A 13,284-nucleotide genomic window follows, 5' to 3' on the forward strand; every position below is an offset into this window, starting at 1 on the left:
TAATTGGTTAACAAGCCAAGATGCGTAACGCCCAACCGTCCATTGTATTCGTGTTTGGTCGCCACAGCCTGAAGCGCTAACGACTATTAATTCTTATTTACCTGATTTTACTGTCGCTGAAAAACTGCCAACGGATGCGTGGTGGTGATCACCAGCTTAACCCTATCTCCGGGCTCGGCTTTGTTTTCGTGACTGGCGCGAATTTTTACCAAGGTGCCGTCATCCAGTTTTACCGCGTAAAACCGTGCGCAGCCTTCGTAACGTACCCAGTCTATTTCGCCATTGCCTGTGTCATCGAGAATTAAAGACACATCGTCTGGTCGTACTAATAAATCAACGCTTCCGGTTGCATTGTTAACAGGAATACCGGGTGCTGTGCCGAGTGCTGTTTTGACACTGTTATCGGATGGGTTTAATTCTCCTGGTAGAAAACTGGCTTCACCTAGGAAGCGCGCAACAAATCGACTGGCCGGTTCGCAAAAGCAGGTTTCCGGTGTATCGAGTTGTTCTAATTTGCCATTTTTTAAAATACCCACACGGTCGCCAACGGATAGGGCTTCTTCCTGATCGTGGGTTACCCAGATGGCCGGTACGCCAGCGGTTTTTAATGCATCGCGTATTTCCCAACGCAAGCTGTCTTTTAATGCAGCATCAAGATTTGAGAGAGGTTCATCCAACAGAATAAAAGCCGGTTTGTGGGCCAGAGTTCTGGCGAGTGCCACTCGCTGTTTTTGACCGCCCGATAATGTAGAGGGTTTAACCTGTCTGAAAGCGTCTAGTCCTAATAGGGTGATCCAGTGATCGGCCGGTTGTTTGTCGGCAAGACGAAAAGCAACGTTCTGCTCAACGGTTAAATGAGGAAACAGGGCAAAGTCCTGAAACACCATTCCGACGTGGCGCTTTTCTGGCGGAATTTGCTTTTCTGGTGTGGCGCGCCATTGACCCAGATTAATATCGCCACTGGAAATAGGAATCAGTCCTGCTAATGCTTGCAGAATGGTGGTTTTGCCACAACCGGTCGGCCCAACCAGCATCAGTATTTCATCTTTTGCCAGCTCTAAATTTAGATTGCTTACCACATCGGTATCACCGTAGTTTACGGATAAGTTATTTACCTTAAGCATTAACGACTTGAACCTTTTGTTATATCAAAATCAGCCCGACGCTCACCGTGTAACATTAACGCCAGTCCCAGTGCGGACATTAACACCAGCAGTAGTCCGGGTATAGCGGCGCGGCCAAAATAACCGGCTTCGTATACGCGCCATAAATAGGTGGCCAGGGTTTCAAATCCGGTTGGACCCAGCATCAAGGTTGCTGGTAATTCTCGCATCGCCTCCAGAAACACCAGCGCTGCGCCAGCAATCATTCCGCGCATGGTCAGGGGCAGGGTGATTCGGACAAAGGCTTCTCTGGGACTTGCACCCAACACCCTTGCGGCTTTGATTAAGCTGGAGTCGAGACTCTCTGTGGTGGAGCGAATGGTGCCTACGGCTAAGGGTAAAAAGCGCATCACATAAGCTAGTACGAGTAAGGCCAGGGTCTGGTAGATAAAGGGAAGTTTGAGTCCCAGATACACCAGTGCCGTACCCATGACAATGCCGGGCACACCAAAGCCAAGATAGGTAATGCGTTCCATGATGCGACCTGTTTTGCCATTAAGCGCTGCGTGCGCAACCGGCACCGCCAGAATGACGGCAACAAACGCCGCTAAAATGGACGCGTAGGTGGAATTCCAGGCGTAGCTGATATCGAAATTACCGCTGCCTTCACGGATCAGCCAGAAGCCAAAAATAAATAAGGGTAAAATGATCGCCAATAAAATAACCGGTACTGTTGCTAAGAACATGGCCGACACTTGCCAGCGATTTGGCCAAAGCGCAAGAGGGCGGCCGGGGCGTTCCTGGGTGCCGCTAAAGCGTGACTCAAGAAATAACACCAGTCCAACAATGACCAGTAATTGTAATGACAACATGGCCGCCTGACTGAGGCCAAAGGCGTTGTATTCCACGTATATCACACGAGTAAATGTATCGAGTCGCATGATGGCTGGTGTGCCAAAATCCGATAGCGCGTACAGAGCAGCCAATAGACTGCCTGCGGCAATACCATTTTTTACGCGAGGTAACACAACGTGCCAGAAACTGGCGAATAAGGACATGCCCAGAGTTCGAGCGGCATTGATCTGGCTGGCGTCCAAACTGCAAAGGGAGGCACGCGTTGTCAGCAATACAAAAGGGTAGGTGTAGAGCGTCATAATAAGAGTAGCGCCCGCCAGGCCGTTAACCGAAGGTGTGGTAAAACCAATCAAATTGCTTATTTCACCGCCCGGACCAAATGCGGCGTAGAGGGTAAAAGCACCAATGTAGCTGGGCATTGCCAAAGGAGCGGCCAGAACGATCAGCCAAACGCGGCGAAACGGCAGTTGAACATAGGCCGTAAGCAGCGCAAGCGGCACCCCAATGAGGGTCGCACCCAGTGCCGTAAGCACCATAAGCGCTAGTGTGTTGCCAAGAACTTTTAAGTTATAACTATCAAAAAAGGTGTCGGCGCCAGACGCAAGCTCCAGCAATACGCCAACTGGCAGCAGTGCCAGAAGCGCTACCAGAAACGCAATGACATGAGATTTTGACCAGCCGGTCATAGTACGCCGACGTCACGCATTAATTTTAATGTGGGTCTTAGATCCGCCAGTTTGACCAAATCAACATCGGGGGGTGACAAGCTGTCAATTTGTGGCAAACCTTTAGGGGGCAATACGCCATTGACCAGTGGAATTTCGTAGGCTTCGCTGGACAGGTAAGATTGCGCTTCCTGCGTTAACAGGTAACGAATGAAATTAATGGCGGTATCGTTATTGTTTAACGCAACAATACCGGATGCATTGACCAGACAGCCGGCATCATTGTGGGTAAATGCCAAGTCGATGTTGGCGTCGGGCTTACCGGATTTAAGCCGTAATGTGTAATAGTGGTTGGCAAAACCCACATCCACTTCACCGCGCTCAACGGCCATAACAACGCCCAGTTCGCCAGCGTAACTTTTGGTTCGCTGGTTCATTTTTTGTAACCAGGCTGCGGTGGCCTTATCTCCTTCGAGCAGTCGCATGGCGGTAACAAAAGACTGAAATGAGGCGTAGGAAGGAGCCCAGCCTATGGTTAAGTCGCTGTCGGCTAAATCCTTAAGATTATTGGGAATTTGTTGCGCCGTCAGTCGTTGGGTATTAAACGGCAAGGTACGGAGTCGTCCGGTAATGGGCGTCCAGTTTTTGTATTGAAACCCCGCTTTTAATTGATGGGTTAACTCATCGGGAAGTTGGTGCGCTAACCCGGCTTCGGAAACAACCCCGATGGCACCTGAGTCGACAGCCCAAAACACATCGGCGCGGCGAATACCGGCTTTGGCTTCTGCAACGATGGCATTGGCTAAAGCCGCCGTGGGACCACGTCGAACGTTTAAATTCAGCTTTGGATTTCGTTTGCGAATGGCGTTAAGGACATCTTCGTACAAGCCGCCTTCACCGCGGCCTAAATAAAGTGTTAAGTCACCTTCAAGCGCGGGCAGCTTTTCCACGGAAACCGCAGGAATGGTTTTAGCCGCTAACGCGCGGGTGACGCCCATGGGTAGAGCACCCATGGCGCCTAATGTTGCCAAATGCTGAATAAACGATCGTCGTTGCACTTAAAACACGTCCTTTCTATTTTTACTCGCTTGTTGCAACATTGACTTGGCTTTGTCCAGTTTCTGCTTCATGACATCAACAACCTGGCGAACATCGTTTACGCTGGATTTACTCTTTAAAGATTTTGGCAATGTCACATTAAAATCTTTTTCAAGATCTTCCACTAACTCGGCATCTTGTTCAATCAGCACACCTTCAACCCCTTCAAACAGATTCAGGTAAGTATCGTGAACAATGGTGGTTGCTTCGTCGGGTAATTGCTCGGCAAATTTTGCGACAACTTTGTCCAGTTTTTGCTTGATGACATCAAGCGTTTCGCCAGGTGTTTTTGGACTGTCCTGAGTTGTTTTAACTTTAGCCAAAAGCCCCTGTTGCTGGTATTGGGCAGCAAGTTTAACCGCACCAAGGCCTTGCCACAATGCTTGCTCCAACATTTTCTGCTGTTTCCGAACTTCGGCAATTGAGGCTTTGTTTTCTATGCCTTGTTTAACGCCAAATAATCCTTGCCAGATCGACGCATAGACCGGGATGTAACTGGTTTCGATGGCGGCGTGAAAATCAACCGCTTCCCAGTGATCAACAATGGCATCAGGGTTCGCCGCCTTCACACCTTTCTTTTCATAGGTATCAACAATGCCACCGACTTTTGTCAGCAACCAGTTGACCTCTTTGCTGTAGTTGTCGAGATTGCTTTGTAATTGATTGACATGTTCACCGACCTCTCCATTGGCTACAACAGGTCGAGAGGCCGTTATTGACGCCACAGTCAGCAATAAAATAAGCGTTAAGTAACGAGACGATAAAAGTTTCATAATATTGTCATTCCAGTGTGATAACTCAAATATGAATGATACTCATTATCACTAACAAGGTAAAGCAAACTGATAGAAGTTATGTTTCAGATGATGAATAAAAAAGGGAGGTGCGACTTTATCCTTGGCTTCATTAAATGAACGGTTGAAGTTTGCAATTCAAGTTCGTAATTCAAGTTCGTAATTCCAGACATCAGACGCTCAGCTTGAGTATTCCGGTGGCGTGGTTATTGGTATCCGGCGTTACTTTTTTGCTGGGTAAAATGAGTCACAGTTCATCATTTTTAACTTAAAACGCTATTTGCGTATCTCAAAGCGCGACAAAAGCGGGTTTTTTACCTATTAGTTAGTCATAGCTTTGACTGTTGATGTAACGTGTTTTGTTTATTGGAGAGCGGAGAATGGTGAGCGACAATGGTATTGGTTGAGCGAAGGATTGCAGAGCGTTATTCCGTAAATTTAACCGCACGGGTTATGCCTGCAGAGTCTGGTTGTGTTTCTGATAAAAGCGCAACACCAATCGTTGATGACGATGACCTTCACTCAGCTGAAGTCGATGGAAATTTGCATAACAACGAAGATGTCAGTTACAACACGAACTCAAAAAATAGTAATCGCCAGTCCAATCAAAATACACCATCAGATAGGTTAGAGCTCGTCAGCAATACTGTCACTGTATCAAATGTGTCCGTGTCAGGGGTTCAGGTGATGATTGATCCATCGCTGTTACCTGTCTTATTACCCAATGCTGATCGAAAAGATAAAATTGATACGGTACCTCTGGATATAGAGATTGATATTCCAGATAACATGAATTCAATAAAGATTAAATTGGGTGTTGTTTATTTGCAGCGGCAGTCGATGACATCCGTGATACTCGGCTGTCGTTTTGAATGGTTTTACGCCGACAGTGCCAGAAAGCTGGCAGAGTATTTAGCATCTCTGAAATGCAGCGATGATAAAGTTGATAAAACAGTGGCGTTAAAAATAGGATCATTAAAAGATGAACGATAATGGTGGAGTATCTTTGAATAAAGCAGTTAACGACTCGTTTGACTTGAAAAAACGCCTTTAAAGACACAGGCATTCAAAAGACAATAAAGACATAATACTGAACAAATATGAGTTAGAAGATTATTAGAGGGTTATAAGAAAAAAGTGGTCTGCATAACGTAAAAAGGCGACTCAAATGAGTCGCCTTTTTGTTTGAGAGAAACTCTCTCAAAAAATATCTCATAGCTTATAAAGCTACGATGCTTTCCGCTTGAGGACCTTTCTGGCCGTTCGTGATGGAAAACTCAACTTTTTGACCTTCGGCCAAAGTTTTGAAGCCGTCACCAACAATTGCACTGAAGTGTGCGAAAACGTCAGGGCCGTTTTCCTGTTGAATGAAGCCAAAACCTTTAGATTCGTTGAACCACTTAACGGTTCCAGTAATTTTATCAGACATAATGATTCTCTCATTGTTAATAGTAAATTTAATCTTGTTGCCAAGATTGATAACGCTTTGCAAGTGGTACTTTTACTTATTAACAACAGGACGATGGATACTTGTCGATCTTCGAAATGGCGGCAATAAATAAGGTTACTTTAAAGCTTTGGAAATTATAACTCCCAGATTAGGTAAGTCAATAAAAATAATACAAAAACTGACAGCTGTCAGGCCTGCTCAATTAGTCGGCTATTGGGATTACCATAAAGCGCTTCATGAGATTAATCTCGCCACGCTTTCAATTGTTGCCGTGCCGAACGACCAAATGGTGTTTCACCGTAGTAATTTGCCAGATAGTTTAACTCAATAGAGGCACTGCGAATTTTATTGTGTTTTGCTAAGGCTTTACTCCATTCAAATAGCAGTTTGGGCAGTTTGTCATTCTCAGAGAAGGTTTTTTTAGCCTGTTGTACAAGCGGTGTACTGGCTTGAAGTCGGTCATTTCTTAACTGACGGTGCAATAGTCCAAAAAAGGCATCTATATTAAGTTGATCAATTCCAATAGTTTTAGAAACGCTGTCTTCGGCTACCGAGAGAATAAACGCATCCGCAGCGGTATTTCGCAAGTCGAATGCAAATACCTGATTGATCACCTTGTTATAACTATTCAGTTTAGGGTTTACTTTTTCCAGGTTGTATAAACTTTGCAGAGCCTGCAAGTGACCAGGGTTATTCTCAAGAGCTTGATTTAAAGCTGATCGAGCCTCGGTAATTTCCAGCTTACGGATGTGCTCCAGTGCTGTTTGATAATGGTTGGTTGATGATGTCGATTCACTTAGGTTGGAGTTAGCTCTGTCTGCTTGGGACGATTCTAAATTTTGTGAATTAAAGGGTAAGTTTTTAAACAGCAAGCCTAAAAGCCCACCGGCGAGTAAGCCACCAAAGTGTGCCATGTAAGCCGTGTTGCTTTCCAAGTCAGTCAGCTGATAAAAAAACTCTTTACCTAACCAGAACAAAAGAACGATGGCAGCGGGCCATTTATATTGATTGAAATAAATACCAAACCAGGCAAAAAATCGTATTCGTTGAGTTCCAAAGTAGGCGGCATAGGCACCCATTAATCCGGAGATTGCACCAGACGCGCCAACCAGAGCGGAATAGGATTTACCATCGATAAAGTTAAAAGCAATCGCACCTACGACGCCGGAAGTTAGGTAAATAACGAGAAGCTTTGCTTTGCCATAAAGCGCTTCAACGCCTAGACCAAACAGCAATAAAAACACCATGTTTCCCAGCAGATGCATGATGCCGCCGTGTAAAAAGATATGGGTAATTAGCCCAGGCTCCATCAGGTTATCGGGTCTGGCACCAAAGTTAAAATACGTGACTTGTTGCTTTTTTAATGCCAGCTCATTATGCATGGCACGCCATTGCTGGGTTTCGATGGTTGCAGGGGATTGCTGAATTTGTGACTCGATGTAATGGCGAAAATTTTGATCAAACACCATGTAGTAAAGTCGTGCTGGGCCTTGAGTGTCAAAGTCGGAAAGGGATTGATAATCAGACAGTGCCGTGTCGGTTTTTAAATAGTTGTTAAAGTAGTCTATTTCGGAATTAAATAAGCCAGAGCTTTGATAAAACTCAATCGCCGCCTGCTCTTCTTCAACATCATCATGCTGAAATACAAAGTAACTGATGGTGGTGAAAATCATCAGGCACAGGGTTAAATAGGGCAATCGTGCCGGATTAAAAGGAACTTGAGTCGGAAAGATAATCAGCATAAATAACGACAGCGTCGGATCGGTTTATTGTCTGCTGTGTATTGTAGAGATTTACAAAGGGATCACAATCATCAATTGTGATCCCTTTGGGTTTATTAGACAGCTTTTTAGCTGTTTAAACTGCCACTAACGATAGGTTGAAACGCCGTTAGACTGTCGATAATGGTTGAGTTGCCAAGGCCATGAGCCGGGAACAGGCTATCAAACTGACCGACTTCGTCGTGCAGAGCCATGTAGTTTAATATAACGGTTTCTACTAGCAGGTTAACGTTATTGGCTGCAGGGGTGGCGTTGGTTTCCACCGATGCGTCTGAACGCATGTAACCCAGCTGTTGGTGTTGAGCTTGTATTTCTGGTGTGGCACCAATTAACTGTGGTCGGCTACCCGGATTAAAAACCAGGAAGAATGAAGCCGCGGTGGATGAGTTGTCACCGGTCCATTGGCCTTTGCCACGGCCATCTTCAGAATCGTCAATCATGCCATTACTCGCCACAGAGCCGTCGGAGAAAACATACATCATCAATGGTTTTCCTACTCGTGCGGCGTATTCCAGACAGGCGCCCATACAGCGGCCAGCGCGAAGATCTCTGACTTCACCGGTTCGGCGATCGCCCGTGTGGTAATCGTAACCGCCCATGGTAATGGTGCCAGCACCCGCGTAACCATTGATTACCATTTTCATAACCGATGCGGTTTTTTGGAATTCGCGATCACCGTCGAGTTCTTGCTGACTGAAAATACCGGTTGGACCAACAATATCGGTATCGAGGGTTGGATCCAGTGTGGCAGGATTACCAAAGCGATCCGCCAGATCGGCACTTTTAACGTAGCTGCAGGTTACCGAGTCATCAATAGTTTGTTCACGAGACACTTGAGAGTCGACCTGATTCATCTTCATGGTAGAAACCCGTTGGATTGACTCCATGACTTTGACCGCATCTTCTTTGCTCAGAACATTAAGCAGATCACCCACATCCACCAGGCCGGTAACGTCGGTAGGGCGGTCAACTTTAGTGGGCAGAGCCGCAGGTGTGATCAGATTCATTGGCGCCATTGAGTTGCCACCGGACTGAGAACTGCGAGAGCCAATAAGATCCAGTAAGCTACCACCAGCGCCAGCTTTGTAAATACCATACATGGGATTGTGCGGATTATTGCCGGTATCATTTTCGGAACGGGCTGGAATAACTGCGCCATTAATATTGGCCCGGTTACCCACGGATACTTTTTCCAGGATTCCGCGTAAGAAGGCGCTGTCGCTGTGAAATGATAACCCCAGCTCACTGTTGATAAACTCACGGGTTTGCGAATCAGGGTTCACCAAATTAGGCACCATATCACCAGGTAATCCAAGCTTGCTATAACCTTCTGTCGAGAGAAAGTCTTGTTGACCTCCGGGACCGCCAACCAGCACATTTGAACCTGAAATATTGACGCCACCCGCTAAATCAAAACAGATAAAGGGTATTTTTCCGTTGCCTTGAGAACGCAGCCCACACAGGTTGTCCCGTAAGTCGGCAACATCTGGCGATAAGTCGGCGTACAGTGGGTTAGACAGAACACTCAGAACCGAAGTGCCAAGCAAACTGCCGGTGCCTGCCAGCATGCCCTGAGCAATTAAGTCACGCCGTTTGACCGGACGTTTATGGGCCGCATGCAGCAGTGGTGCATCTGGGTGAAGTGTTTTTTGTTTACGAGTCATAGCGATTTCCTCACCTCTTAATTATTGAACCAGCGTAATGGCGCTGCCAGCTGCAGCGGCACAGGTGGCTTTTGCAACTTTTACGGTTCGTCCAGCTTCGCAGGAGCCTGCGCAACTTGTCAGTCGATCAATCAGAGCATTCAACTCTGTTTTAACATCGGCGGTTACTGGCTGAGTTGCCAGGCCTGTTCCCATCACCCGACTTAATAAAGGGTCAATTAAAGCATCACGTCCAGCCGAATCGTAAGCGCTGCCAACGGTGCCGTTAAAGTCAAACGATGGGAATGTTGAACTTCGTAAGCTGGTGTCATCCATCAGTGCCGAGCAATATTCAATCGCCATCTGGGTGATACCCATCTGATGCGAGGATAAGAAGCTTTCGATATCTTCTTTGGTCGGCAACTGCTGTTTAACCGTCAGATACACATTACGAACATTGGCGTTATTCATGCTGACCCCAGTTATTTGAGACAGGGTGGCGTAAATTTCTTCAAAAGTTCTAACGCCAATATCTGGGCTGACAGGATTGGCGTCAGGTGGTGTTGGCAGTGGTAATGGTTCTGCCTCAATTCGAACATTGGTTTGATCCGCCAGTTGCTCAAATGTTAGGAAAAATTCATCGCTGGATGAGCCTTTTTCCAGAGCAATAACGGTACCTAACGTTGACACAGGTTGACCTGAGTCGGCGTTGTAGTTAGCCGAATCGAGTGCCATGTCGATGTTACGGTAGGCTTGTCCGACAGTGGCTTCTTTACCGTTAATACCAATGCTCATGCCAATTAAAGGAATGTTGTTTGGTGTGTAACTGTCATCGAGACTGATGAAGAAAGGCGCATTAAACAGATAACTGTAGCTGTCCCATTGTGCCACCTCAAATACGATGTAAGCGTCATTTACGCCAGGATCAGTGTCATTTGGATCGATAACTTCTGACACGTTAAACAACAGATAAAAACGTTCGCCAACACCGGCTTCAAAATTTTGCGTGATTTGTTCCTGATTTAATGCCCGGTTATGAATGCTTAAAAACTTGATCACTCCTGACCATTTATCGTTGTTGTCTGTTTCGGCACCCAGTACTAATACATAGGTATCGTTCCAGTCGTTTAAGGTTCCGGGCTCTACACCATCAACGTCTCCGGTGTATTCGCCATTGACGTAAATTCGTCGACCATTGACCGGATCGTAAGTAACCACGATATGTTGCAAGGTTGCCTGTAAACGTTCGTCGGCATCGGCTGTAGATAGCGCTGGTTGACCATTTGCATCACTGTTGGTGCTGCGATTAAGAAAATTGTAGTTATACAGCGTCTGCCCAAGGGTAAAGTTACGGGTGTTGCTGCCGCCAGAGTAGGTGACAATTCTGGCGGGACCTTCCTGAGTAACATTGGCCGGAGCAATCCAGCCTTCGATAGTGTACTCATTGGTGGCCTTGATTAGATCGTGCAATTTGCTGCTGTTGGCGGTACTGCCACGTGCGCTGCCGCCGTTAAGGTTAATACCCCAGCCGCCGACCCAGTTAAATTCACCATTGAGTGTCAGTTCAAGTGCAGGCTCAACACCACTGGTATCAAAGGCGGTGCTGCCAGATCCAGCTTTGAACTGCCAGGTAGCAATAGCATCGGCTTCATAACGGCCACCTGAGCTGGCTGGAATGCCATCGAGTAACGTCAGTGCTTTACTGTGAACTGCTTCAGCGTCAAGTTCTTCAACTTGAATGCTGTCACTGAAAGATTGAATAGCGGCTTCCATTTCGTTGCTGTCGCTGGTGCAATCGTCCCAACAATTGTGGAATTCGCTTCTTAAACGAACCACAAAACGTGAGTCGGCAGGTGTGTCCAGATTAATTTTACTTTTTGCCGCACTGTAAGCGGTATTGATATCGCTGCTGGCAAAGAACGGCGAAATAGGGGTAGACGCTGAATCAGCATGGCAGCCAGCGCAGTATTGTTCGAGCAATGGGTAAACCGTTGACTGAAATAAAGCGGGATCATCAGGAAATGTTTTGGTCGCACCGGGATCCGATAAGGTCGGTGGATCGGTCAATACAATTTCGGTAGTGGCACTGGCGGTATCGCCAGCCCAGTTGCTGATGTAGGAGGTCATGGTATCGGCACAAGCCTGATTACTGGATAACCAGCAATTGTGACCGCCACCGACTTTAGCCACCAGTCGTGAATCCACGGGGGAGTTCAAATCGGCGACAGTATTCGCCTCCGCGTACGCCAGATTAACATCGTCCTGACGGGCAAAGGTTGGCGACTGGCCGCCTTCATTATGACAATTACCACATTTATCCAGAACATTGTTCCAGAAGTGGGTTTGAAATCGTTGCACATCATCGGTTGCTGGTGGGGGACCAGAATAATTATTGCCACCCCCGTTATCAGGCAGTTCATTGACGGGGCTATTATTCGGGCCGCCATCGGTACAGCCTTGCAAAAAGGCCAGAGAAATTATAATTGCCGAGCTCAGTTTCAGAGTGTTGGCAAGAGATGATTTGTTTTTTGAGGTCATAAGGTTCTCCAATCGTCTTTTTGCCAACTTAGTTGCCCATGCAGTAAAGTGCGGTTTCGCCAAAAGTTTGTTTCAGGTTATAGCCACTGGCAATAAAATTACTCACCATGGAGTCGACTTGTCCACGATCGGCAGCATCCCCTGGTTTTCTTAAACAGACGGCTTTGAATACTTTTTTCACCTGGCACTGGGCAAATCTTTCTGAGTAGGCCATTTCCTGACCCATTGTTTTGGCACCACTGCCAGAGCCGGGCAAACTTTCGTCCCAACCCAGTATGGCATTTTGGCCTTCTCGCCAGTAGTTATCCCATTGATCATCGGGCGTGACATATCCGTATTTAAAGTTGTTTGCATTAATGTGGTATTTCGCCTGCACCCGAGTGCCGGTTTCCGGATCGATGTCGCCAGCTTGGTTATACACCAGCTGACCATTTTCAGCTTCGGGATCCGTTTCAAAATTGTAATCCCACTCGTAATAGGCGAATGCCTGAGCCATTGGATCCATGCCTGCATGACAGCCAACACAATTGTTTAGAAAAATACGGCTGTCACCACCCGGGCTGCGCGTTACATCCTGACGAATTCTATCCGGTGTGCGAGTAGCGTCTTTAAAAGCTTCCAGGTCATCGCACATATGATTAAGTAGAGTAAAGCGGAACATAGCGCGATTGGTTCCGGCTGAAAAGAAGGCTTTAGCCGCGGCTCTAGTAGTCATTACACCAGCAGTGGCGTCAGAGGGTAAGCCAGTAATTGCAGATTGAGCTCTGCGTACCAGTTGATCTTTCAGGCTAACGTTATTGTCTTCGAGGTATTCGTAATGATCATTATTATTCATTTGGTAAGCGGGCGCGCCAACCGAGCTATCGGCAGTATAAATAACATCGTCAAATAATATGGTTCTGAAATCCGATTCATCACGAATAATTCCAATAACCGTTGCCGTGTAATCATTTAATGGCGCAAAGACCGTTTGTGCTTCGTTGGTCCAGGGCGTAATAAAGTTTTTAAGGGTGACGTTGTAGAAAGCGTCGTTTTCCATGGCAAGATTAGCCGCCGCCATGGGGGTGCCCGAATTTATGGCACTCTCCATACTATTTAATACCGACTCACTTGGGTGAGTGCCGGCCAGTCGATCATGAATGCGTTTCGCCTGCTCGCGAGCACCGGACCAGGCAGAGGTTGAAGCCAGGCTAAATACAATACCGAGCGCTAGCCATGTTTTCGATGCAGAAACAGACTTTAATGTATTTAAGGGTTTATTTGATGCAATCAGGTTATCGGCAGGTTTTAACTGGCGTGCTGGTTGACGAAAGGAATACATAACCGGCCTCTTAAGTGAAATGTGACTAAAATGTTA

10 protein-coding genes are annotated in these 13,284 nt (G+C 46.6%); 1 reads left to right on the top strand and 9 read right to left on the bottom strand.

Annotated elements, in window-relative coordinates:
- Nucleotides 1–107 precede the first annotated feature (107 nt).
- Genes C8D97_RS01935 through C8D97_RS01950 form a run of 4 tightly spaced genes read right to left on the bottom strand, consistent with a single transcriptional unit; the run spans nucleotide 108 to nucleotide 4,494 of the window.
- Nucleotides 108–1,124, bottom strand: a complete 1,017-nt coding sequence (locus C8D97_RS01935) for an ABC transporter ATP-binding protein (RefSeq protein WP_109761644.1) — start codon at nucleotides 1,122–1,124, stop codon at nucleotides 108–110.
- Nucleotides 1,124–2,644 (bottom strand): ABC transporter permease, encoded by a 1,521-nt coding sequence (locus tag C8D97_RS01940; protein ID WP_109761645.1) that lies wholly within the window; start codon nucleotides 2,642–2,644, stop codon nucleotides 1,124–1,126. The genes C8D97_RS01935 and C8D97_RS01940 overlap by 1 nt, the downstream gene beginning before the upstream one ends.
- Nucleotides 2,641–3,681 carry an extracellular solute-binding protein gene (locus tag C8D97_RS01945; protein ID WP_109761646.1) on the bottom strand — a complete coding sequence of 347 codons (1,041 nt, stop codon included), beginning with the start codon at nucleotides 3,679–3,681 and terminating at the stop codon, nucleotides 2,641–2,643. Before C8D97_RS01945 ends, C8D97_RS01940 begins: the two co-directional genes overlap by 4 nt.
- Nucleotides 3,682–4,494: a hypothetical protein gene (locus tag C8D97_RS01950; protein ID WP_109761647.1), complete on the bottom strand. Its 813-nt coding sequence runs from the start codon at nucleotides 4,492–4,494 to the stop codon at nucleotides 3,682–3,684. It abuts the gene before it with no gap.
- 414 nt (nucleotides 4,495–4,908) lie between these two features.
- On the opposite strand from C8D97_RS01950, the gene C8D97_RS01955 reads away from it, so the two are divergent.
- A complete protein-coding gene (locus C8D97_RS01955) occupies nucleotides 4,909–5,508 on the top strand; it encodes a hypothetical protein (protein ID WP_109761648.1) in 600 nt (199 codons plus the stop codon).
- A gap of 226 nt (nucleotides 5,509–5,734) precedes the next feature.
- Here C8D97_RS01955 and C8D97_RS01960 read toward each other — a convergent pair whose 3' ends face one another.
- The 5 genes from C8D97_RS01960 to C8D97_RS01980 form a co-directional block, all read right to left on the bottom strand.
- Nucleotides 5,735–5,944, bottom strand: coding sequence for a cold-shock protein (locus tag C8D97_RS01960; protein WP_109761649.1), 210 nt, complete (start codon nucleotides 5,942–5,944; stop codon nucleotides 5,735–5,737).
- Between the two features lie 263 nt (nucleotides 5,945–6,207).
- Nucleotides 6,208–7,707 (bottom strand): rhomboid family intramembrane serine protease, encoded by a 1,500-nt coding sequence (locus C8D97_RS01965; protein WP_109761650.1) that lies wholly within the window; start codon nucleotides 7,705–7,707, stop codon nucleotides 6,208–6,210.
- A 107-nt stretch (nucleotides 7,708–7,814) separates the two neighbouring features.
- On the bottom strand, nucleotides 7,815–9,410 hold the full coding sequence (locus tag C8D97_RS01970) for a general secretion pathway protein GspF (protein ID WP_109761651.1): 1,596 nt from the start codon (nucleotides 9,408–9,410) through the stop codon (nucleotides 7,815–7,817).
- A 21-nt stretch (nucleotides 9,411–9,431) separates the two neighbouring features.
- Nucleotides 9,432–11,927: a LamG domain-containing protein gene (locus tag C8D97_RS01975; protein WP_109761652.1), complete on the bottom strand. Its 2,496-nt coding sequence runs from the start codon at nucleotides 11,925–11,927 to the stop codon at nucleotides 9,432–9,434.
- A gap of 28 nt (nucleotides 11,928–11,955) precedes the next feature.
- Complete coding sequence (locus C8D97_RS01980; RefSeq protein ID WP_245411371.1) at nucleotides 11,956–13,248, bottom strand: hypothetical protein; 1,293 nt, start codon at nucleotides 13,246–13,248, stop codon at nucleotides 11,956–11,958.
- Nucleotides 13,249–13,284: the final 36 nt, after the last annotated feature.

This window comes from Pleionea mediterranea (assembly GCF_003148745.1).
Taxonomy (GTDB): domain Bacteria; phylum Pseudomonadota; class Gammaproteobacteria; order Enterobacterales; family Kangiellaceae; genus Pleionea; species Pleionea mediterranea.

Coding starts and splice junctions, on each gene's coding strand:
- C8D97_RS01975 (WP_109761652.1), bottom strand. CDS start 11,927: ATGACCTCAAAAAACAAATCATCTCTTGCCAACACTCTGAAACTGAGC.
- C8D97_RS01950 (WP_109761647.1), bottom strand. CDS start 4,494: ATGAAACTTTTATCGTCTCGTTACTTAACGCTTATTTTATTGCTGACT.
- C8D97_RS01940 (WP_109761645.1), bottom strand. CDS start 2,644: ATGACCGGCTGGTCAAAATCTCATGTCATTGCGTTTCTGGTAGCGCTT.
- C8D97_RS01980 (WP_245411371.1), bottom strand. CDS start 13,248: ATGTATTCCTTTCGTCAACCAGCACGCCAGTTAAAACCTGCCGATAAC.
- C8D97_RS01935 (WP_109761644.1), bottom strand. CDS start 1,124: ATGCTTAAGGTAAATAACTTATCCGTAAACTACGGTGATACCGATGTG.
- C8D97_RS01965 (WP_109761650.1), bottom strand. CDS start 7,707: ATGCTGATTATCTTTCCGACTCAAGTTCCTTTTAATCCGGCACGATTG.
- C8D97_RS01960 (WP_109761649.1), bottom strand. CDS start 5,944: ATGTCTGATAAAATTACTGGAACCGTTAAGTGGTTCAACGAATCTAAA.
- C8D97_RS01955 (WP_109761648.1), top strand. CDS start 4,909: ATGGTATTGGTTGAGCGAAGGATTGCAGAGCGTTATTCCGTAAATTTA.
- C8D97_RS01970 (WP_109761651.1), bottom strand. CDS start 9,410: ATGACTCGTAAACAAAAAACACTTCACCCAGATGCACCACTGCTGCAT.